A 22879-nucleotide genomic window follows, 5' to 3' on the forward strand; every position below is an offset into this window, starting at 1 on the left:
TTAAAATTTACATTAATGTGTAATCAATTCTATTAAAGTTGTTTTTACAGATGCTCTGCAGCTCAGCTTACCGATATTTTAGGGGATATAATTATATGCAATTTATTGATCTGGTCGCGCAACAGGACAGAATAAAAGATAAGTTAAATGCCAATATTCAAAAGGTATTAGCTCACGGTCAATATATTTTAGGCCCTGAAGTTCATGAGCTTGAAGAAAAGCTGTCAGCATATACAGGTGCTAAATACTGCATTACTTGTGCTAATGGTACTGATGCTCTACAAATTACCCAAATGGCATTCGGTATCGGTCCTGGAGACGAGGTCATCACGCCAGGATTTACTTATATAGCGACAGCAGAGACGATAGCGGTACTAGGTGCCAAGCCTATATATGTAGATATAAATCCTAAAACTTATAACCTAGATGTCGATCAGCTTGAATCTGCGATTACTACACGTACCAAAGCCATTATCGGGGTTAGCCTCTATGGTCAGTGTGCAAATTATGATGTTATCAATGCTATCGCAGCGAAACATAATATTCCAGTGATTGAAGATGCTGCACAAAGCTTTGGTGCTAGCTATAAAGGTAAGAAGTCCTGTAATTTAACGACGGTTGCCTGCACCAGCTTTTTCCCTAGTAAGCCGCTAGGTTGCTACGGTGATGGTGGTGCTATCTTTACCAATGATGAGGCACTGGCGACCGTAATACGCCAAATAGCACGTCATGGTCAAGATCGCCGTTATCATCATATCCGAGTCGGTGTGAATAGTCGGCTAGATACCTTACAAGCGGCGATACTACTGCCTAAGCTTGAAATCCTAGATGATGAGATGCAAGCACGTCAGCGCGTAGCAGAGACGTACAATCAGCTCTTTACTGAAGTTGGTATTACGACGATACCGTTTATCGAAGCACACAATCAGAGTGCGTGGGCGCAATATACTATCCAAGTTGATAATCGTGATGAGGTACAAGCTAAACTAAAAGAGCAAGGTATCCCTACAGCCGTACACTATCCTATTCCCTTAAATAAGCAGCCTGCTGTTGTAGATAGCAATGCAGTGTTGCCAGTAGGTGATGCAGTAGCGAAAAAAGTAATGAGTTTGCCGATGCATCCTTATTTATCAAATACAAGTATTGAAACTATCGTAGATAGCTTAAGATCATAATATGAAAGATAATGAGCGACATATTCTAATTATCCCTTCTTGGTACCCAAAAGATGCTAATGATATATCTGGGAGCTTTTTTAGAGAGCAAGCGATAGCTTTAAGTAAATATGGATACACTGTTGGTGTTATTAATCCGCAACTCTATACTTTTAGAAATATAAGAGAAACCTTACAAACTAAATTTGGATTAAATATTATAAATGATAATGGTGTACAGGCAATAAGATTTAATTATCTCAATCTTACACCCAGGGTAGATTTTTTAATAAGATTTTTATGGATAAAAATTGGGTTGTATTTGTTTGAAATCTATCTTAAAAAATTTGGTAAACCAGATATAATCCATGTTCACTCTATGAGGAATGCTGGATATTTAGCATTTGAAATCTCAAAAAAATATAATATTCCTTACGTTTTAACTGAACATAGTACTGCGTTTGCTAAAAAACTAGTTAGAAACAAAGAGCTAGGGTATTTAGAAAATATTGTAAGAGGTTCAAGTTATAATATAGCAGTTAGTCATCAGTTTAAAGAGCTTTTAAATCAAACCTTTCAGAGCTCTTGTTGGAATTATATTCCAAACATGGTCAAACAAGAATTTCTAAGTTATCGAAAAAATCATGTTCAAAATAAATTCATATTTTTATGTGTGTGCAACTTAATTACAAATAAATCAGTAAATACTCTCATTAGAGCTTTTGCTATATATAGTAATTATGAAGGTGAGGCTGTATTAAATATTGCTGGCGAAGGGCCTCAAAGATCTCATTTAGAAATTTTAGTTAAAAAACTTGAACTAGAATCTAAAGTAAAGTTTTTAGGGTCGCTTACTAGGGAGCAAGTTAAAATAGAAATGTCGCAGGCTTCTGTATTTGTGTTGCCAAGTATATTTGAAACATTTGGTGTTGTGATTATAGAGGCTTTAGCTATGGGTTTGCCAGTTATTGGAACACGTTGTGGCGGTCCAGAATCAATAATTATAGATAAAGTTGGTATTTTAGTAGAACCAGGTTCTGTTAGACAGTTAGCTCAGGCTATGATTAATATACATACAAATTATCAGGGCTACTACTCAAAGGATATTAGAGAATATTGTGAAAGTAAATTCAGTGAGGACGTAGTGGTTCAAAGTCTTGCAATAGTATATCGAAATGTTTTAAATGATTCGGCGGTGTTATAAAAAGTATGCTGGCGATAAAACTCAATGAGAAATCCATTCTACGTTATCTGGTTCTACAGGGTTTTAAAGTTTCTAAAAATTGTTCAAATTTTAATCAGCATGCTTTTTGATACACCACATGATTCTAACTATAACTGAATATTAATTTTGCGTCAAAGGTATGAGATATGAATAATCTAATATTACTTACTAATAGATTTCCCTACGAAGGTGGTGAGCAATTTATAGAAACAGAAATAGAGTTTTGGAATAGAAATAGTTTCGATAACGTGTATATAATGCCTCATAGTACTAGCGATACTTTGCGTAAAATGCCCTTAAATATTATATTAATGAAACCTAATGATAAAAATTATAATTTCATTTATGGATTGCTTACCTTAGTAAACCCTATATTTTACAAGGAGCTTTATTACATTTTCAGAGAATTTGGAGTTAGAGGTTTTATTAGTAATTCATCAGAGGCTTTTAAGACTACCGCACTTAGTTTGAAAGCCAAGAAAAATTTATCATATTTTTTAAAAAGCAAAGTAAAAGATAACAATACAATTTATAGCTATTGGAATGATAGTTCTTTTTATGCTGCCTGTCTTTTAAAAAGAGAAGGGCTTGTTGATAAAGTGATTTCTAGAGCGCATCGTTTTGATATTTATGAAGAAGAAAGAAATAAAAATTACATGCCCTTAAAAAGGCAGTTTGTAAACGATTTTGACAAAGTCTTTCTTTTATCAGAAAGCGCATTTTCTTACTATGAGCAGACTTACAATGTCGATCCTAGGTTTTTAGATATTTCTCGGCTTGGTGTTGTAATGCCAATTAACAAACCAACTAATGGATATGATAAGAATACATTATCTATTCTATCATTATCATATTGTCATGCAGGCAAACAAATACATAAAATAATTGATGCTGTTTATGAGTATGCTAAGAGAAATTTGCAGGTTAAAATTGAATGGACACATATTGGAGATGGGGAATTGTTCAAACAGCTCAAAGAACAGTCCGAAAATCTATCCACTATTCAAGAGAACCTGCGAATAAAATTTCTTGGAGAGTTAAAAAACTCAGATGTTAAAAATCATCTAGAATTGAATTATTATAACGTATTCATTAATGCTAGTAAGTCAGAAGGCGTACCAGTCTCTATTATGGAAGCAATGAGTTATGGAATTCCCGCCATAGCACCTGATGTAGGAGGAGTATCTGATTTAGTAAATATGTCTAATGGTTATTTGATGCCAAGTGAAGTTTCTAGTGAAGAAATTATTAGGGGTATAGACAAAATTCACGCTAGAAATACTTATAGAGAAAACGCATTTAATTGGATCTCAAAAAATTTTAATTCAAGCTTAAACTATCCAGAATTTATTCAAAAAGTTGAGATAATAGCAGGTATAAATGACTGCAAATAAAATACTTGGATACGCCATCGGCCCTATCGGTGCCTCTATAGTGGGATTTATTACTCTACCTATAATTACATGGTTTTATTCTGTAGAAGATATTGGCAGAATATCTATGCTACAAGTAGTAGCTAGTTTTTCTGTGTTGTTATTTTGTTTAGGGCTAGATCAAGCCTACGTACGTGAGTATCATGAATCGACTGCAAAGCCTAAACTATTAGTAATGACGCTTTTACCAGGTTTGATTTTGAGTATTATTACATTTGGTATTATTTTCATTGTTGATAGTGGGTTTATCTCAAAGTGGCTTTACGATATTCCAAGTACTTATCTTACTCTGATAAGTATTGCTTGCTTTATCCTTTCTTTAGTTTCACGCTTTCTCTCTCTTATTTTAAGAATGGAAGAGAGGGCATTAGCGTTTTCCATGAGTCAGTTATTACCTAGAATAATGTTTCTACTTTACATACTTATCACTATACAGTTAGGTTTCATTAAGGATATATACAACCTAGTTACAGCTCAGGCTTTTTCTATAACGGCAGCTTTTATAGTGTTTGCATGGAGTACAAGAAAAGAATGGTCCTTGTTATTTTCTTATAAAATATATTATAGGGAATTAAAGCCGCTATTATTTTTTGGATTGCCATTAGTTGTTGGTGGTTTAGCTTCTTGGGGCCTAAATGTAATGGATAGGCTTTTTCTAAGAAGTATGTCTAGTTTTAGTGAGTTAGGTATTTATTCAGTAGCTGCAAGCATCGCTGGAGTAGGTGCAATTTTTGCTGGAATTTTTAATACCATTTGGACACCAATGGTGTATAAATGGGTGAATCAAGGCGTGGATCTATCTAGGGTTGATGAAATATCAGAGCATCTATTAGCAGCTATATATTTCGTCACAGTTTTATGTGGCATGTTTTCGTGGGTTCTACCATATTTCTTACCTAAAGAATATGCCCCTATTGAATATCTAGTGACAGCTTGCTTACTTGGACCGCTTTTTTATACGCTATCTGAAACTACAGCTGTAGGTATAACAATCGCACGTAAGACGAGTCTTTCGATGATTGCATCTGTTGGTGCTATGCTAGCAAATGCTTTGGGTAATTACCTACTAGTTCCTCATTATGGAGCGGCTGGCGCAGCCGTTTCAACTGCTCTTTCATTTTGGCTCTTTTATGTTTTAAGAACGGAGTTTTCAAGAAAGGTTTGGAGGAAAATACCTACTACAAAGACTTATATTGTTATGACACTGCTATTAGCTTGCGCTTTTATGGATACAATCGTTTTTCAAGGTAATCTATATTCTATCGCAGTTTGGTTTATTTTATGCTTGATAGGCTTCTTTTCTTTCAGAAAAAGTATTTCATTGCTTTACCATAGTGTAAACATAAGATTTAATAGTATTAGAAATATATAGTATTTATCAAGCATATTATAGCCAATACTATAAGATAATAAAAAGCCCATCCAATAATGAGGTAGTAATGAAGTATAGCGTGCATAGAACGAATAGAAACTTCTATGATTATAGTATTATTCTTTTATTGGCTCTTGTTTCTTTTGGTAACATTGGAGGTGCTCTTCAACCTATAAGATTTCTAGGGATATTCTTTTTACCATTTATAGTTGTATGGGTCGTATTTAAAAAACACTCTCCTAAGTTACAAAAAATTATTTTTCTTCTTATTGTTTGGTATTTATATTTAGCTTTATCAATATCATGGACTATAGATAAAGAACAAGGTTTTAAAGAATTGTTTTATTATTTAGTACACTTTACAAATTTTTTCATGCTCATTGCATGGGCCGAAAAAGCTAATAAGCCCAAACAGTCTATCATTATGGGATGGATTTTAGTTTTAGTCCTTACTCTTCCTATAGCATTATATGAAATTATAACGCAGAATCACCTGTACACGGATACTTTTACTGATGAATTGCTATATATTGGTGGGGAGGCTTTAGCTTATCGTCGGGCTAGTGTAACGTTTGGTAATTTGAACGCATACGTTCTTATCTTAGTATTTAGTGCACCTTTCCTACTGTCTGCAATGTTCAAAGCTAAAAGAAAGAGGCTCTTAGGACTTTTAGTTATTTTTGGTGCCTTAATGTATACTTTGCTAGTAAATGCCTCAAGAGGCGGAATAATTTCAATTCTGCTAATTCTAGCTACTTATGTTTTTTATAAAAAAATTAGCTCTACTAGTATTTCAATTAAAAAAATTATAATTCGTACTTTTGCTTTTACTATAATAGCCTATGTGATAAATAGGGTTTTTTCAGTATCCGATGAAATCTTTGTAAAATTACTGAGTAGGTCAGAATCTGGAGCCTCGTCATTTACATCTGACTCTCCACGCTTTCAAATTTGGGAGGCTAGCTATAGGGTAATACTAGATACTTATTTTCTGGGATCAGGTGTAGGCTCTGAAGTTCCTATATTAACTAAATATAATGCTTCGGTTCCGAATACTCATAATTTATTTATAGAATTGTTCATGCAGTTTGGAGTTTTTATTTTTATCGGATTCATATATATTTTATTTAGGATTTATTATTCAGGAATTAAATTTGGTAGCACTGAATATAAAGTAGCTATACTAGGGTCTTTCTTATCACTTTTACCTTTAAGTATAATAAATAGCAGTTACCTGCTTATGCCTGCACTTTGGGTATATTTGAGCTCATTGTATATATTATCTGATAGTTGGGATTTTTTTCAAAAAAATCAAAAATATAGCTTGGTAAAGAATATAGATTAAAGTTGAAGAGCTATAAAATAGTAATATCTATGATTCAACTATAGTCAGTTCAAAATAAAACTGTTATGGCTAGGAAAAATATCATAAAACAATTTGGATAAGTCATTTTGCATCCAGCCTTGGCGTATAAACTTCGCTTGATCCCATTTCTTCTCGATAGAGTTTAGGTCAGGACTATAAGGCGGCAACCAAAGAATACGATGACCATGCCTATTCAGTAATTTTTGAATATGCTTATTCTTATGAAATCGAGCGTTATCCATCACAATCACGCATTTGGTTTTAAGGCTTGGAATGAGCGTGTGTTTGCACCAGTGGTAGAATATAGCCAAGACCACTTAAAAATGTTATAAACTAATTATTAAGTCCAATTGTTATCATAAAGACCATGACTTACTCACTAGATTTTCGCAAACAAGTATTAAAAAGCCTAGACGAGGGTATGACCTTTGCCGGGGCGGCTGAATTCTATAATCTCAGCCCAACCACCATACAAAACTGGAAGAGACGTGTTCATAGTAAAACAACCAGGCAAACCAAACCTTATAAAATACCAGATGACGTGCTACTTAATGATGTCAAAGAGTATCCCGATGATTACCAGTATGAGCGAGCTCGTCGCTTAAACTGTAGTAGAACAGGCATTTATCATGCCCTAAAGCGCCTAGGCATCAGTCAAAAAAAAGACCTTAGAACTCCCAAAAGCCTGTCCGATCAAAAGAGCGATATATCAGAGTAAGCTTAATAGCTTTAGGCAGCAAGGCTATCCCATTGTATATATATACGCGCGCGGCTTTGAGGCTGAGACCATTCGCTCTCATGGTTATGCACCGATTGGTAAGCCTTGTATCGATAGCTACAATTGGCAAGGTAAAAAGCGAACCAACGTTATCGGTGCTCTATATGAAAAGATGCTGTTTGCACTAGATTACTTTAAGCACAATATTAACAGCAGCATATTCTACCACTGGTGCAAATACACGCTAATCCCCAGTCTTAAAACTAAATGCGTGATTGTCATGGATAATGCTCGATTTCATAAGAGTAAGCGTATTCAAAAGCTACTTAATAGACATGGTCATCGTATTCTATGGCTGCCGCCGTACAGCCCTGATTTGAATCCTGAGCGAGGATAAAGCAAAGCATTGCTTTGCCCGAGCGCAAGACGAGAGCTGTGCTCGAGTGGGAGAAAAAATGGGCACAGGTGAAGTTTCTGCGGCAAGGCTGGATGCAAAATGACTTATCTAAATTATTTTATGATATTTATCCTGGTCATAACAATTTTATTTTAAACTGACTATATGCTGTTGTTAATATTGTGTTCAAAGTAATCAAGCGCAAACAGCATCTTTTTATACAGAGCACCAATGACATTAGTTCGCTTTTTACCTTGCCAATTGTAGCTATCGATACAAGGCTTACCAATCGGAGCATAACCATGAGAGCGAATGGTCTCAGACTCAAAGCCGCTTTCATCCATATAAACAATAGGATAGACTTGCTGCTTAAAGCTATCAAGTCTACTGTGATATTCAGATCTTTTTATTGGACAGAATTTCGGGTGGTCTAGTGTCTTTTTTTTGACTGATGCTAAGGCGCTTTAAGGCGGCTTCTATACCTGACTTGCTACAACCTAAACGCTGTGCTCGCTCGTATATATAATCGTCTGGATGCTGCTCAACATCTTTCAATAAGGCTTCATTTGATATTTTAGTCGTTGATTTATTTCTGGTTGTTTTAGGAGCTAAGCTCTGCTACCAGCTGTTAATAGAGCTTGTGCTAAGCTGATATAAGTTAGCGGCTGCTCGAATCGTCATGCCATCTTTAATGCTTCGTAACACTTGTTTGCGAAAGTCGATTGAATAGCTCATCGTTTATTTCACTAAATGAATTAGTTATGAGCGTTTTATCGGTTTTATCTAAGATTAACTGTATTATTTACACATGATTAGAAAAAATATTGTCACCTATATAAAGTTATAAAAACTCACTTTGTATTTATTTATTACATATCTGTAATGCTAAGGAATCAAATTGAATATTTTACACGTTAGTATTTCATCCCATTATACCGAAAACATGACATATCAAGATAATCAACTATCAGAACAAAACGCTCTAGATGGACATACCGTTACTGTCATATCGGACTGCTTTCAGTTTGAGGGCTCTAAACTCGTTAAGACTCCTGAAGAAGATATAACTTTAGAAAATGGGGTTAGATTAATTCGTGTAGAGTATGATTTAATTATTCATCCTTTAATTTCTTCTAAAATTCGTAAAGTTAATAAGCTTTACAAAATTATTCAAGATATTAAGCCAGATGTTATTCTATTTCATGGCGTAGCAGGTTATGAAATGTTGACGGTAGCTAGGTATAAAAAAAATAATACAAAGACTAAATTATATATAGATAGTCATGAAGATTTTCATAATTCAGGAACTTTTTGGCTGTCTAGGACTTTACAGTACAGAATTTTTAATCGATTTATTGTTAATAAGATTAAAAATAAAGTAGATAAGTTTTTATACTTGTCTTATGAATCTCGTGATTTTCTAGAAGTGATGTACGGATTAGAGGACAATAAATTAGAATTCTATCCTTTAGGTGGTAATATAATTGAAAGAGAGAATAAGAAAGAATTCTCTCAGGAAATTAGAGCCAAACACGGCTATGGACAGGATGATATATTGATATTACATTCTGGTAAATTAGTCCCTGCTAAAAAGACTAAAGAGTTGATAGAGGCCTTTAAGTTGGTAACTAACCCGCGTTTGAAGCTTATAATTGTAGGTTCAATCCCAACAGAGTATTCTCAGATACTAAATAAATTGATTCAAAGTGATGAGCGTGTTAATTTTGTAGGTTGGAAATCCTCATATGATTTAGTAAAATACCTATGTGCAGCAGACTTATATTTCCAGCCAGGGACTCAATCTGCCACTATGCAAAATGCGATTTGTTGTGGTACACCAGTTGCCCTGTATCCTTATAGTAGCCACCATCCCTATATTGATGATAATGGTTTTTTCGTAAGTAACGAAGACGATTATGTCAGAGTGTTTGAATCTATATTATCTGATCCAGAAATTTTAACTAATATGAGTAATGCTTCTTACTCTATTGCTAGAAATCTACTTGATTACAAGAAACTCGCTTCTCGTTTATATATATAAAGTATGAATAACTATGAAAGTATTGTTTGTCGATGTAAATTATAAAAACTCTAGTACAGGAAAGATTGTTTACGATTTATCAGAGCAGCTTAAACAAAATGGGCACCAAGCCAAGGTTCTATTTGGGAGAGGTGCCGATCTTAAAAATGAATCAGTATATAGAGTTGCATCTGTTCCTGAGGTGTATTTTCATGCCTTAATGACTCGTGTAACAGGCTTGGTTGGCATGTATTCTCATTTTTCAACTGATAAATTAATCCAAGAAATAAAAAGCTTTAAGCCTGATGTGGTACATTTGCATGAACTACATGGTTATTATATTAATATCAAACAAGTAATTGAGTACTTGAAACTAAGTAATATTGCTGTTGTTTGGACTTTTCATTGTGAATTTATGTATACGGGAAAATGTGGTTATGCTTATGAGTGTGACCAATGGATGACTGAATGCATCAAATGCCCACAGCTCAAAGAATATCCTGCAAGTCTATATTTTGATTTTACTAACTTTATGTTTAATCAGAAAAAAGAATATATGCAAGATTTTATTAACTTGAATATTGTTACTCCCTCAAAATGGTTATCAGATCGCGTTAAGTTGTCTTTTTTAAAAGATAAGAATCTGTCTGTTATCCACAATGGGATTGATACGACTGATATCTTTTATCCACGTGACGTAAGCCATCTCATTGAGAAGCATAGCCTCAAAGACAAAAAAGTAATTTTGGCCGTTGCTCCTGACATTATGGATGAAAGAAAGGGGGGGGATTGGATTTTAAGACTTGCAGAAAGATTTGATGATAGCTATCGATTTATTATGATTGGATTAGAAGAGGAATTCAAAAATCCACCTAAGAATATAATAGCTATTGGAAAGACTGAAGATCAGGTTGAACTTGCTGAATATTATTCATTAGCCGATATATTCTTGATCTGCAGTAAAAGAGAAAACTTCCCAACTACCTGTTTAGAGTCATTATCTTGTGGTACCCCTATTATTGGATTCGATGAAGGCGGTACGGCTGAAACAGCACCTGATGGTTATGGTTATTTTATTCCTTATGGTAATCTTGACTCTTTAGAATCGGTAGTTAACAAGTTCTATGATAAGTCATTAACTTTTAAAAGCTCGATTGAGTGCAGAGATTTCGCTGTATACAATTATAGTAAAGAGCAAATGTTTGCAAGCTATTTAAATTTATATCAAAAAATTAACGATAAGGGTTAATATGTTATCCAATAAAGTTAGAGAATACCAGATATGTAATAGCTGTATCATGGATACCAGTGATCCAAATATTCACTTTGATGAACAAGGCGTATGTGACTACTGTAATAACTTCAAAAATACTATTAAACCGAGTTGGCATACGGATGAGAAGGGTGCTGAAGAACTTAGACAATTAGCAACTAAGATTAAAAAAGAAGGTGAAGGCAAGGATTTCGATTGTATTATAGGATTAAGTGGTGGACTAGATAGCTCATATGCAGCCCATATAGCGGTAAATAAAATGGGACTAAAACCCCTTTTGTATCATGTCGATGCCGGTTGGAACACAGACCAAGCTGTTGGAAATGTCGAAAAGCTTGTCGATGGATTAGGTTTAGACTTATATACTGATGTTGTTAACTGGCAGGAAATGAAAGACTTGCAGCTTGCTTTCTTAAAGTCTGGGATACCTGACCAAGACCTGCCACAGGATGCTGCTTTTTTTTCCTCACTTTATAAGTTCGCCCGCAAAAATAAGATTAAGTATGTGATCACTGGAAGTAACTATTCTACAGAGTGTTGCCGTGAGCCCGAAGAATGGGGAGGATACCCTGGAATTGATAAAACGTTAATTCTTGATATACATCAAAAGTTTGGTAATAAAGTTCTAAAAAGCTTTCCTTTAGTAGATATCCTTATCTATAAAATAATTTATCAACGCTTATTAGGTATGCAGATAGTGAAACCACTAAATATGGTTCCTTTTATGAAAAAAGATGCAGAAAAAGAACTTAATGAGTTATATGGCTGGCTACCTTTCCAACATAAACATCATGAGTCTAGGTTTACACGTTTCTATGAAGACTACTGGATGCCACGAAAATTCGATTTCCACAAACGCCGCGCTCATTTTTCAAGCTTGATAATGACAGGGCAAATGACAAGAGAGGGAGCTTTAGAGAGAATCAGTAAACCTGAAATGGATGAACACTTTCTAAAACAAGAGTTTGAATATGTAGCAAATAAACTAGGTGTAAGTGTAAAAGAGTTACAAGACATTTTCGACTTGGAAAATAAAACTTATCGAGATTATAAGAATAAGCGCTTTTTAATTGGATTAGGTGCCAAAGCTCTGACGATCTTAGGTCTTGAAAAGAGACTGTTTCGATGATTCATATTATAGATTATGGCTTAGGTAATGCTCAAGCATTTAGCAATATGTTTAAACGTTTGGGATATGAGTCTACAAGAGCAAAGTCAGTTGATGACCTTCAAAATGTTGAGAAAATCATTTTGCCTGGTGTCGGAGCTTTCGATCACGCCATGACTTTATTCAATGAGTCTGGGATGCGAGAAGCTATTGATGAATTAGTTCTAGTTAATAAGTGTCCGGTTTTGGGCATTTGCGTTGGGATGCAAATGCTTGCCTCCAGCAGTGAAGAAGGCAAGCTTGACGGTTTAAACTGGATTCCAGGCACTGTTAGTTCATTAAAAAAGCAAACTCCTAACTTAGACTTACCATTACCTCATATGGGTTGGAATGATGTCATCCCTTCTCAAGGCTCGCCTCTGTTTAAAGGATTAGAAGCATGGCGCTTCTACTTTCTTCACTCTTATTATTTTAATTGTGAGAATTCTATTAGCTCAATTGCAAGTGCTGAATACGGACTTGACTTTACCTGCGCTGTTTCTCATGAGAACATCTATGGCGTCCAATTTCACCCTGAAAAGAGCCATCATTGGGGTGCCGAATTACTAAGAAACTTTGCGGATATTTAAAATGTTAAGACCAAGAATAATACCTTGCTTATTAGTTCATGAAGGTGGACTTGTTAAAACTGAAGGGTTTGAAAATCCTAAGTATATAGGGGACCCCATTAATGCTGTGAAAATCTTTAATGAAAAAGAAGCAGATGAGCTAATTGTATTGGATATTGATGCCACAACTTCCTCCACTAGTCCAGATTTGACGATGATAGCAAATCTGGCTAATGAATGCCGTATGCCTATTTGTTATGGTGGAGGTATTAAAACTGCTGAGCAAGCCAGTACGATTATCGGTTTAGGTGTAGAAAAAGTTGCTTTAAGCTCTGCAGCAATCGAATCCCCTGAGTTAGTTTCAAAAATTTCGCAAGAAATCGGTAGTCAAAGTGTTGCGGTTGTCATAGATGTTTGCAAAAAGGTAGGGCTTTTTAAAAAAGGCTACGATATTTATTCTCACAACGGTAAAGTTAAGCATGATATCGACCTTATTGATTTTGTAAAAAAAATGGAAGCTTTGGGTGCAGGAGAGATAATTGTAAACTCTATAGATAGAGATGGCAAAATGGCCGGTTACGACTATGAGTTAGCCATATCGCTAAAGAATATTGTCAAAATACCTCTTACAATCTTAGGAGGGGCAGGATCATTAGATGATATTAAAAAGCTTATAAAAGCGTGTGGAATAATCGGAGCAGCTGCAGGAAGCCTGTTTGTTTTTAAAGGGGTATATCGTGCAGTTTTAATAAACTATCCAACTCCAGTTCAAAGAGACTTACTATATAAAAATACAAATTAATTAAGAGTGCATATATAAAATGTTTAAAAACAAAACCCTTTTAATCACCGGCGGCACTGGCTCATTCGGTAACGCTGTTCTAAAACGTTTTTTAGATACAGATATCGCAGAAATCCGTATCTTTAGCCGAGATGAAAAGAAGCAAGAAGACATGCGTATCGCCTACGCCAACTCTAAACTCAAGTTTTACATTGGCGATGTGAGGGATTACTACAGCTTACTTAGTGCGACCCGCGGGGTGGATTATATTTATCATGCTGCAGCACTCAAGCAGGTGCCATCATGTGAGTTTCATCCGATGCAGGCGGTAAAGACCAATGTGTTGGGTACGGAAAATGTCTTAGAAGCCGCCATTCAAAATAAAGTAAAGCGTGTGGTTTGCTTAAGTACGGATAAAGCCGTTTATCCTATCAATGCGATGGGTATTTCCAAAGCAATGATGGAAAAAGTCATGGTGGCTAAATCACGTAATTTAGAAGATTTAGATACGGTGATTTGTGGTACTCGCTATGGTAATGTCATGGCGTCTCGTGGTTCAGTAATCCCACTATTTGTCGATCAGATATTGAAGGGTAAGCCTTTAACTATTACTGATCCTAATATGACGCGTTTTATGATGACGTTAGAGGATGCAGTAGATTTAGTGTTATATGCTTTCGAACACGGTGAGAATGGCGATATTTTTGTACAAAAAGCGCCTGCTGCCACTATCGAAGTGCTAGCCAAAGCTTTAAAAGAGCTGATGAACCTTAATGAGCATCCTATTGTCATTATGGGTACACGTCATGGTGAAAAAGCTTATGAAGCCCTTTTAAGCCGAGAGGAAATGGCTGTGGCTATCGATCAAGGGTATTACTATAGAGTACCAGCAGATCAGCGTGACCTTAACTATGGCAAATATGTCGAAGAAGGTGATTTGCATATCACCGAAATTGAAGACTACAACTCCCATAATACAGAGCGCTTAGATGTAGAAGGTATGAAGCAGTTGCTCCTTAAGCTTGAGTTTGTCCGTGCTTTAACTGAAGGTAGGCATATTGATCCGGAGGCGTAATTGTGAATATTTTAGTGACTGGCTCTAACGGATTTATTGCTAAAAACCTTATTCAATTTTTATCCGAACAAGATAATATCAATATCTTGTGTTTTAACCGTAATTCTAGTGAAGATGATTTAAAAGATGCGGTTATCAAAGCAGATTGGATCATACATTTAGCGGGGGTGAATCGTCCATTAAATGAGCAAGAGTTTGTAGAGGGTAATATTACCTTAACGCAAAAAATTGCTGATCTTTTAAAAGAGCATAATAAAAAGACTCCGATCATCTTATCTTCATCTATTCAAGCAGAGCAAGACAATGCTTATGGTCAAAGTAAACTCGGCGGTGAGCAGGTATTAATTGATTTAAACAACAATCAAGGCAATCCAGTCTATATCTGTCGTTTGGCTAATGTATTTGGTAAATGGTCACGACCTAACTATAACTCGGCGGTGGCGACTTTTTGTCATAATATTGCTAACGATTTAGCCATTCAAATCAATAATCCTGATGCGGTTATTCGCTTAGTTTATATAGATGATGTGGTAGAGACATTTTGGCAGATGATTGAAGGTCATTATTCACCAGAGCAATACTTTGTCATTGAGCCAGAATATCAGATTACCGTTAGGGGTTTAGCGGATACTCTGCGAGAGTTCAAACAGTCGCGTGACACCTTGATAACGCTGCCAGTAGGTACTGGTTTAACCCGTGCTCTATACTCTACTTATTTAAGTTTCTTACAGCCTAATCAGTTTGACTATACGGTAGTGAAGCATGTTGATGAACGCGGTGTCTTTGTAGAGATGCTTAAAACACCGGATGCGGGTCAGTTCTCCTATTTCACTGCGCATCCAGGCATAACTCGTGGTGGACATTATCATCATAGTAAGACTGAAAAATTTTTAGTCATTAAAGGTAATGCGTTATTTAAATTTAAGCATATCATTACTGGCGAATACTATGAATTAGAAACGAACGGTGATGAAGCAAGAATTGTCGAGACTGTACCGGGTTGGACTCACGATATTACCAATATAGGCGAGGATGAAATGATCGTTATGCTGTGGGCGAACGAGATTTTTGACCGCGAAAAACCTGATACTTATGCCATGCCAATAACAGAATAAGAGTTTTATTATGAATAAGTTAAAGCTAATGACTGTCGTAGGGACACGTCCAGAGATTATTCGACTGGCTCGAGTCATGCAGGCCTGTGATAAATATTTTGACCACATAATTGTCCATACGGGTCAAAACTATGACTATGAACTCAATGAGATATTTTTTACTGATTTAGGGATTCGTAAGCCTGATCACTTTTTAAATGCGGCAGGGGCAACGGGTGCTGAAACTATCGGTAACGTCATTATAGGCGTCGATAAAGTTTTAGAGGAAGTACAGCCGGAAGCTTTACTGGTGCTCGGCGATACCAATAGCTGTATAGCAGTTATTCCTGCTAAACGCCGTAAAATTCCTACTTTCCATATGGAAGCGGGCAATCGCTGTTTTGACATGCGTGTACCAGAGGAGATTAATCGCCGTATCGTCGATCATACCGCAGATATTAATTTAACTTATAGCACTATCGCTCGTGACTATTTGCTCGCCGAGGGCTTACCTGCTGATCTAGTGATTAAAACTGGCAGCCCCATGTTTGAAGTTTTAAACCATTATAAAGCTAAAATTGAAGCGTCTGATATCTTAAAAAAGTTAGGGCTTAAAGAGCAGCAATACTTTATCGTCAGTGCTCATCGCGAAGAAAATATCAATTCTGATCAGAATTTTTTAGATTTGGTCGATATGCTCAATGCAGTGGCAGAGAAATATCAGTTTCCAGTAATTGTTTCCACGCATCCCCGTACTCGTAACCGTATTGAAGAATTGGATATCAAGTTTCATCCACTTGTGCAGTTATTAAAGCCACTTGGATTTAGTGATTATAATAAGCTTCAACTTTCTGCTAAAGCTGCATTGTCAGACAGCGGTACGATTAACGAAGAATCTTCTATCCTAAACTTTCCGGCGCTAAATCTACGCCAAGCCCATGAGCGTCCTGAAGGTATGGAAGAAGCAGCAGTAATGATGGTAGGGTTAACTGCTAAACGCATTTTACAGGGTCTAGATATTTTAGAGTCACAATCACGAGGTGAGGAGCGTTCATTACGTTTGGTAGATGATTATAGTATGCCAAATGTCAGTGAGAAAGTGGTCAGAATTATTTTGAGTTATACTGATTATGTTAATCGTGTGGTTTGGAAGAAATATTAGGAATGACTGTGTCTAAAAGAATATTCTTGATTACAGAGTTTTACGACTCTTCTCAAAATACAACGGGCTATCTATTTGGTAAGCTACATGAGTTTCTTAGTAAACAAAAAGATATAGATCTAACCTTATTAACTAAAAAGGATGAGAAAGTACTTAATCAGCCTGAAGCTTTGTATGTAAAAGGGTTAAATTTTGATAAGAAAAGCTTAGTAAGTAGAGCTTCTTATGAGTTACTCATAGGATTTAATTTCTTCAAAAACTGTAGGCAAAATATTAAAAAAGACGATATAGTATTTACTGGTACAACTCCTATTTTACTACTTATTATTATCCATCTTTTAAAAAAGGTAATAGGTTTTAAATGGGTACTTTTAGTTCACGATGTGTTTCCAGAGAACTTAGTTCCTGCAAAGATAATAAACAAAGAAAATCTTGGATATAAATTACTAAAACGTGTTTTTGATGATGTATATGCTAGTGCTGATAGAATTATTGTTATTGGTAGAGACATGGAAAGTCTGGTTTATAAAAAAACCGAGCATGATAATATCACAGTTATCCCTAGCTGGATTGATGAAGGTGATATTACCTTACAATCGAAAAGTGATAACTCTATTTTAAATGAGCTAGATTGGCAGAGTGGTCGGAAAGTAGTATTCCAGTTTTTCGGTAATATTGGAAGAGTGCAGGGTATCTCTAAGCTGATGCAAGCTATTAAACTAATGAAAAGAATAGATGAGGCTCAATTTATTTTCATCGGAGATGGTGTTTACGTTGATGAATTGAAATCGTTGATCAGTGAGTCAGATAATCAAAATATCGTTTATTACGGGCCAGTATCTCAAGACAATAAATCGCTTGGCTTAAATGCTTGTGATATCTCTATTGTTACTTTGGCAGATGGGATGCTTGGCTTAGGTGTACCTAGTAAAGCTTATTATTCGATGGCAGCAGACAAGCTCATATTTACCATTATGGACAAAAGCTCTGAAACATATCAAATGGTACAGGAAAACAATATAGGGTGGGTGGTAGAAGCTGATGATATTTTAGCAATAGCTAAAATGTTAGACAAGGCTGTAGCCGATATTCGTATTAAAGAATTCAATTCTCCACGGAAAGTCTTAGTAGACAAGTACTCATCTGAGCTTGCGATGAATAAAATTTTAGATATTATTCGCTCATTTTAGGTCTATGCTAATAGGTGCAATATAAATACGATTAAGGTTAATCAATGAATATATTAGTAACTGGTGCTAACGGTTTCGTAGGTCAGTCATTAGTTAACAACTTACTGAATAATGCTGGATATGAAGTTGTAGCTGGTGTTCGTAAGATTCCTTTAAAGAAGTTTGAATGTGAATATAGGCTCATAAACAATCTCGAAGATAAGCCGACATTAACTGATGTTTTTAAAGATATAGACGTGGTCATTCACTCTGCTGCTCGCGTGCATGTAATGGATGACAAGTCTACCGATCCTTTAACTGAGTTTCGTAAAGTAAATGTGGAAGGAACTTTAAATCTAGCTCGCCAAGCAGCTGATGCAGGTGTAAAGCGTTTTATATTTATTAGCTCAATTAAAGTTAATGGTGAAGGCACGAAGATCGGTAAACCTTATACAGAAGATTCTAAGCATAATCCTATCGATCCTTATGGCATCTCAAAATATGAAGCTGAGCAAGGTTTATTAAATATCGCTGAGACAACTGAGTTAGAAGTTGTAATTATTCGTCCTACCTTAGTTTACGGGGAAAATGTTAAAGGTAATTTCCACTCGTTAATGAAATGGACTTATAAAGGTGTTCCTTTACCAATAGGTGGAATTAAGCATAACTTACGTAGTTTAGTATCATTAGACAATTTGGTTGATTTTATTATTACCTGTATTGAACATACTGATGCTAAAAATGAAGTATTTTTGGTATCTGACGATGATGATATATCTACGGCTGGTTTGTTAGAAGAGATATCAAAAGGTTTAGGCGTTAAAAACAAAGCGGTAAACATACCTCCTAAATTGATTAATAAAGCAGCGAGTGCAGTCGGTAAATCAAGTGTCGCCCAAAGGCTATCCGGCTCATTGCAAGTTGATATTAGTAAGGCTAAAAATTTGTTAGATTGGAAGCCTAAATATTCAACCAGTGAGTCTATTCAAAAATCAGCTCAATATTATAAGCTAAACTTAACAGCTCCTAAGTCCATGACTTTACAGAGACCTTTAGATATCCTGTTTTCAGCGACAGGCTTAGTAGTAGCCTCACCTCTATTAATTGGTGCAACGGCTATTGGTTACTTGGATACAGGTTCGCCTTTGTTTATCCAAGAGCGGGTAGGAAAAGATCAAAAACCCTTTAAATTGATTAAATTTCGTACGATGAAGGTGAGTACGGAGTCTGTTGCCAGCCATCTTGTTGACAATACTTCGATAACGAAATTAGGCAAAGTGTTACGTAAAACAAAACTTGATGAGTTGCCACAGCTTATCAATGTATTAAAAGGTGAGATGAGCTTGGTAGGTCCAAGACCCAACCTGTTTAATCAAAAGGAGCTTATCGAAGCTAGAGATGAGATGGGGGTTTATGACGTATTACCGGGTATCACAGGTCTGGCTCAATTAAGCGGTGTCGATATGTCTACACCCGAACGCTTGGCTAAAAAAGACAAAGAAATGATTGATACTATCAACCTTAAAAACTATTTTTCTTATATACTGAATACCGCTTTGGGTAAAGGTAGTGGCGACGCAGTTAAATGAAAAATAATATATCTCGTTTATTTGGAAGTAATCTATCATGTATAAAAAGCTAAGTGTTTTATTGGGTTTTGGTATCTTATCATCAGTGTCGATATTGGCATCTGCACAAAACTTGTATATGAACGATCTAAAGCTTAAGGCAGATCTTGACTGGTTGAACACTCAAGGGGTCGCGCAGATTAGCACCAGTACTTGGCCGTTGACGGCCAATGAGATCAAGCGCGCTTTGAATACGGCTAATGCCCAGACGCTAGCGCAGCAGCAGATCCTGCAGTCGGTACAAGCGCGATTGAGTCAGAACCGTGACTCAGTGGTAAAAGGGACGGCCGCCTTGCATATACAAACCGATAGAGATCAGCTACCGCAAAAATTTGCTGATGATCAACTTGCGGGTCAACAAGCAAGCGTTAGCGTGTCGCTTAGCGAGGCAGAGTGGGAGTTTAATTTACAAGCCAACTTGAAAAATGACAAACTCATCGATGACAGCTCAGATGTTAGCTTTGAGGGCTCGTACCTTGCTGGTACCGCAGCCAATCAATGGTTAATCGCGGGTAAGATTCCAACGTGGTGGGGACCTGGGCATGATGGTAGCCTTATTCGAGGCGATGCAAGCTTGCCGGTTGCAGGTTTTACCATGCAGCGAGATCAACAAACAGCGCCGACATCCCCATATTTATCGTGGATAGGATCTTGGCAGTATCAGCTATTTGCTGGTCAGTTAGAGGATTATGAGGCGATTCCTGATGCTAAGCTATTTGGTATGCGCCTAACAGCTAATCCTACAGACTGGTTAGAATTAGGGGCTTCACGTACCTTTATGTGGGGCGGTGAGGGTCGTCCACAGAGTTTCAGTTCTTTTACTGATGCTCTACTAGGAACAAAAGATAACAATGATGATCCTAATATTAGCACTGATGAAGACCCTGCCAATCAGTTAGGCGGTTTTGATGCGCGTTTAAATTTAGCGCCATTGGTAAATGTCCCTGCGGGCGTTTATGCTCAATATGTGGGTGAAGATGAAGCAGGCGGCTTGCCTGCTAAAAACATGTATTTAGCTGGTGTTGATTATGCTTCTGCTGCTTATGGTAAGCCGTATCAGCTATATGCTGAGTATACGGATACCCGCACTAGTGGCGATATTAAAGGCATCTCTTATGAGCATTACATGTATAAAGATGGTTATTATCAGCAAGGCTTCCCATTAGGCTATGCGCTAGGCGGTGACGCGGAAAGTATCGCGCTTGGTGGTCGCTTATGGCTCGATAACCGTAATTTTATTAATGCTAAGATTCAGCATGCTAAAGTAAACCAATCGGATCGAAGTACCAATCAAGCCTTCCCAACGACTGATAAGCTGACAGCTATCGACGTCGCTTGGGAGCATCAATACAATCCAAAGACGCTGATATCTAGTAGACTGTGGGCAGTCGACTCTGATATTCAGACCACTGATGTTGGTGCTGGTGTAGGTATAGAATTTCATACTTATTAAATGACTATTTAATCAGTTTACGAAAGTTTTCGAACATAAAAAGTCGGTCTATTATAATTAATAGGCCGATTTTTTATAGTGAGTTTACTGTTTTTAAACTATGGACTGTCAATAGGGCGCTAGGATTTTTTAGCTCAGACAGGTACAATATCAGTCTCAAATAACGGTCAAAAAGAATTGACCGAGTATAAGACAGGCATGCAAAAACTTGCAGGAGCTGTCTTTACTTTTTATCGTACCCTATTTTTTATCGCACCCTCTATTGGAGTTACTATGTCAATTGCGTCTATTACGTCAACTGCCCAAGGATCTGCTACCGTTTTGGACGGTAAAGCACTTGCTAAACAAATAGAACAGCAACTGAGTACGCGTGTAGACGCTATTAAAGCGAAAACAGGCCGTACACCAAGCCTCGCGACGATATTGGTCGGTGACGATCCTGCTTCTGCGACTTATGTACGTATGAAAGGCAATGCTTGTAAGCGTGTCGGCATGGACTCTATACGCGTTGAAATGCCAAGTGCGACAACGACTGCAGAGCTGATCGCAAAAATAGACGAGCTTAATAGCAATCCAGACGTGCATGGTATTTTGCTGCAGCACCCAGTACCGGCGCATATCGATGAGCGTGCTTGCTTTGAGCAGATTGACTTGGCAAAGGACGTCGATGGTGTGACTTGTTTGGGCTTTGGTCGTATGGCGATGCAGCAGTCCGCTTATGGCTCATGCACCCCGCAAGGTATCATGCATTTACTAGAGCATCATAATATTGAGCTTGCTGGCAAAGAAGCCGTGGTCGTAGGGCGTAGTGCCATTTTAGGTAAGCCAATGGCGATGATGCTATTAAATGCCAACTGCACGGTAACGATTTGCCATTCAAGAACGCAAGATTTAGAGTCGCATATTAAACGCGCTGATATCGTGGTTGGCGCAGTAGGTGTACCTGAGCTGATCAAAGCTGATTGGATTAAAGCCGGGGCTGTGGTCATCGATGCAGGTTTCCATCCAACGGATAATGGCGGCGTCGGTGATATCGAGTTGCAAGGCGTAGAAAATATTGCCAGTGCTTATACACCAGTTCCCGGCGGTGTTGGCCCTATGACCATTAACACCCTAATTCGCCAAACCGTTGATGCGGCCGAAAAATCTGCTGGTTTAGACAATAGTGCAGTCAGCTAATGAAGACGCTGTCCAAGCAAGAACCAGAACAGCAATCAGAACAGAGAAATAGTAAAGCCCATCAAGCTCAACAAACCAATACCGCTCATGTATCAAAGCCAAAGATGGGGATACATGAGCGCATGCAACATATCGGCCGTGAGTTTGTCGATATTTGCCACTATATTATTTTATTTTTGATTAGTGTGGTGGTAGTTTGGACAGCGGGCAAAGAGTTCTTTTCTATTGTGCAAAAAGGCTCAGCAGATTTAAAAGATATTTTATTGCTGTTTATATATCTTGAACTGCTCGCCATGATTGGGATTTATTTTAAAACTCATCGTTTGCCGGTGCAGTTTTTGATATTTATCGCGATTACAGCTTTGTCACGACATTTGGTCGTCGATGTGCAGGCGGTATCAGATAATTTTCATCTGTGGCTATTGGCAACGATTTCCTTTGCCATCATGGTGCTGAGTGCGTCAATTGTGATATTAACGTGGACGGCGAAGATGTTTGGGCGACCAGAAGATTATTTGGATGATCATCAAATAAGAAGTACCGAGCATCATCTGCCAAGCGTTGATAGTAAGCCTTATCGTAAATAAGGTCTTTTCAAAAAACATCATTGTTGAATGGCTTTCAATAAATTGCTGCGAATAAATGGTTTTTAATAAAAAAGGGT

23 protein-coding genes are annotated in these 22879 nt (G+C 36.9%); 20 read left to right on the forward strand and 3 right to left on the reverse strand.

The window, feature by feature from the left end; translation table 11 throughout:
• Positions 1-95: 95 nt before the first annotated feature.
• From IQ457_RS10675 to IQ457_RS10695, 5 genes are all read left to right on the forward strand, one after another.
• The gene (locus IQ457_RS10675) at positions 96-1175 is read left to right on the forward strand and encodes a DegT/DnrJ/EryC1/StrS family aminotransferase (protein WP_200663161.1); all 1080 of its coding nucleotides are present in this window, start codon (positions 96-98) and stop codon (positions 1173-1175) included.
• A gap of 1 nt (position 1176) precedes the next feature.
• Positions 1177-2358, forward strand: a complete 1182-nt coding sequence (locus tag IQ457_RS10680; protein ID WP_200663163.1) for a glycosyltransferase — start codon at positions 1177-1179, stop codon at positions 2356-2358.
• Positions 2359-2525: 167 nt separating this feature from the next.
• Positions 2526-3773, forward strand: coding sequence for a glycosyltransferase (locus IQ457_RS10685; protein WP_200663165.1), 1248 nt, complete (start codon positions 2526-2528; stop codon positions 3771-3773).
• Positions 3760-5184: a lipopolysaccharide biosynthesis protein gene (locus IQ457_RS10690; RefSeq protein WP_200663167.1), complete on the forward strand. Its 1425-nt coding sequence runs from the start codon at positions 3760-3762 to the stop codon at positions 5182-5184. Before IQ457_RS10685 ends, IQ457_RS10690 begins: the two co-directional genes overlap by 14 nt.
• A gap of 67 nt (positions 5185-5251) precedes the next feature.
• The gene (locus tag IQ457_RS10695) at positions 5252-6529 is read left to right on the forward strand and encodes an O-antigen ligase family protein (protein ID WP_200663169.1); all 1278 of its coding nucleotides are present in this window, start codon (positions 5252-5254) and stop codon (positions 6527-6529) included.
• Between the two features lie 44 nt (positions 6530-6573).
• On the opposite strand, the gene IQ457_RS10700 is transcribed toward IQ457_RS10695, so the two are convergent.
• Positions 6574-6867 carry a transposase gene (locus IQ457_RS10700; RefSeq protein WP_446737542.1) on the reverse strand — a complete coding sequence of 98 codons (294 nt, stop codon included), beginning with the start codon at positions 6865-6867 and terminating at the stop codon, positions 6574-6576.
• A 50-nt stretch (positions 6868-6917) separates the two neighbouring features.
• Here IQ457_RS10700 and IQ457_RS10705 point away from each other — a divergent pair, with 50 nt between their 5' ends.
• Entirely contained in the window at positions 6918-7268 is a 351-nt protein-coding gene (locus tag IQ457_RS10705) for an IS630 transposase-related protein (RefSeq protein ID WP_200663170.1), read from the forward strand.
• A gap of 70 nt (positions 7269-7338) precedes the next feature.
• Positions 7339-7665 carry a transposase gene (locus tag IQ457_RS13735; protein ID WP_446737544.1) on the forward strand — a complete coding sequence of 109 codons (327 nt, stop codon included), beginning with the start codon at positions 7339-7341 and terminating at the stop codon, positions 7663-7665.
• 161 nt (positions 7666-7826) lie between these two features.
• Here IQ457_RS13735 and IQ457_RS10715 read toward each other — a convergent pair whose 3' ends face one another.
• Positions 7827-8009, reverse strand: coding sequence for a hypothetical protein (locus IQ457_RS10715; protein ID WP_200663171.1), 183 nt, complete (start codon positions 8007-8009; stop codon positions 7827-7829).
• A 52-nt stretch (positions 8010-8061) separates the two neighbouring features.
• Positions 8062-8220, reverse strand: coding sequence for an IS630 transposase-related protein (locus tag IQ457_RS13590; protein ID WP_242465419.1), 159 nt, complete (start codon positions 8218-8220; stop codon positions 8062-8064).
• A 343-nt stretch (positions 8221-8563) separates the two neighbouring features.
• Here IQ457_RS13590 and IQ457_RS10725 point away from each other — a divergent pair, with 343 nt between their 5' ends.
• The 13 genes from IQ457_RS10725 (at position 8564) to IQ457_RS10785 (ending at position 22802) form a co-directional block, all read left to right on the forward strand.
• Entirely contained in the window at positions 8564-9706 is a 1143-nt protein-coding gene (locus tag IQ457_RS10725) for a glycosyltransferase family 4 protein (RefSeq protein ID WP_200663172.1), read from the forward strand.
• Positions 9707-9719: 13 nt separating this feature from the next.
• Positions 9720-10934: a glycosyltransferase gene (locus IQ457_RS10730; protein ID WP_200663173.1), complete on the forward strand. Its 1215-nt coding sequence runs from the start codon at positions 9720-9722 to the stop codon at positions 10932-10934.
• A gap of 1 nt (position 10935) precedes the next feature.
• On the forward strand, positions 10936-12087 hold the full coding sequence (locus tag IQ457_RS10735; RefSeq protein ID WP_200663174.1) for an N-acetyl sugar amidotransferase: 1152 nt from the start codon (positions 10936-10938) through the stop codon (positions 12085-12087).
• On the forward strand, positions 12084-12695 hold the full coding sequence (gene hisH, locus IQ457_RS10740) for an imidazole glycerol phosphate synthase subunit HisH (protein ID WP_200663175.1): 612 nt from the start codon (positions 12084-12086) through the stop codon (positions 12693-12695). The genes IQ457_RS10735 and hisH overlap by 4 nt, the downstream gene beginning before the upstream one ends.
• A gap of 1 nt (position 12696) precedes the next feature.
• A complete protein-coding gene (locus tag IQ457_RS10745) occupies positions 12697-13476 on the forward strand; it encodes an AglZ/HisF2 family acetamidino modification protein (protein WP_200663177.1) in 780 nt (259 codons plus the stop codon).
• A 19-nt stretch (positions 13477-13495) separates the two neighbouring features.
• Positions 13496-14530, forward strand: a complete 1035-nt coding sequence (locus IQ457_RS10750; protein ID WP_200663179.1) for a polysaccharide biosynthesis protein — start codon at positions 13496-13498, stop codon at positions 14528-14530.
• Between the two features lie 2 nt (positions 14531-14532).
• Positions 14533-15645, forward strand: a complete 1113-nt coding sequence (gene wbjC / locus IQ457_RS10755; RefSeq protein WP_200663182.1) for a UDP-2-acetamido-2,6-beta-L-arabino-hexul-4-ose reductase — start codon at positions 14533-14535, stop codon at positions 15643-15645.
• A gap of 10 nt (positions 15646-15655) precedes the next feature.
• On the forward strand, positions 15656-16786 hold the full coding sequence (wecB, locus tag IQ457_RS10760; RefSeq protein WP_200663184.1) for a non-hydrolyzing UDP-N-acetylglucosamine 2-epimerase: 1131 nt from the start codon (positions 15656-15658) through the stop codon (positions 16784-16786).
• Between the two features lie 8 nt (positions 16787-16794).
• Entirely contained in the window at positions 16795-17976 is a 1182-nt protein-coding gene (locus IQ457_RS10765; RefSeq protein WP_200663186.1) for a glycosyltransferase, read from the forward strand.
• A 44-nt stretch (positions 17977-18020) separates the two neighbouring features.
• A complete protein-coding gene (locus IQ457_RS10770; protein WP_200663188.1) occupies positions 18021-19544 on the forward strand; it encodes a hybrid nucleoside-diphosphate sugar epimerase/sugar transferase in 1524 nt (507 codons plus the stop codon).
• A 37-nt stretch (positions 19545-19581) separates the two neighbouring features.
• Positions 19582-21036 carry a capsule assembly Wzi family protein gene (locus tag IQ457_RS10775; RefSeq protein WP_200663190.1) on the forward strand — a complete coding sequence of 485 codons (1455 nt, stop codon included), beginning with the start codon at positions 19582-19584 and terminating at the stop codon, positions 21034-21036.
• Between the two features lie 273 nt (positions 21037-21309).
• Positions 21310-22215, forward strand: coding sequence for a bifunctional methylenetetrahydrofolate dehydrogenase/methenyltetrahydrofolate cyclohydrolase FolD (gene folD, locus IQ457_RS10780; RefSeq protein WP_200663192.1), 906 nt, complete (start codon positions 21310-21312; stop codon positions 22213-22215).
• A 104-nt stretch (positions 22216-22319) separates the two neighbouring features.
• Positions 22320-22802, forward strand: coding sequence for a phosphate-starvation-inducible protein PsiE (locus tag IQ457_RS10785; RefSeq protein ID WP_068407712.1), 483 nt, complete (start codon positions 22320-22322; stop codon positions 22800-22802).
• Positions 22803-22879: the final 77 nt, after the last annotated feature.

It is taken from the genome of Psychrobacter sp. M9-54-1 (assembly GCF_016613355.1).
GTDB classification, from domain to species: Bacteria; Pseudomonadota; Gammaproteobacteria; order Pseudomonadales; family Moraxellaceae; genus Psychrobacter; species Psychrobacter faecalis.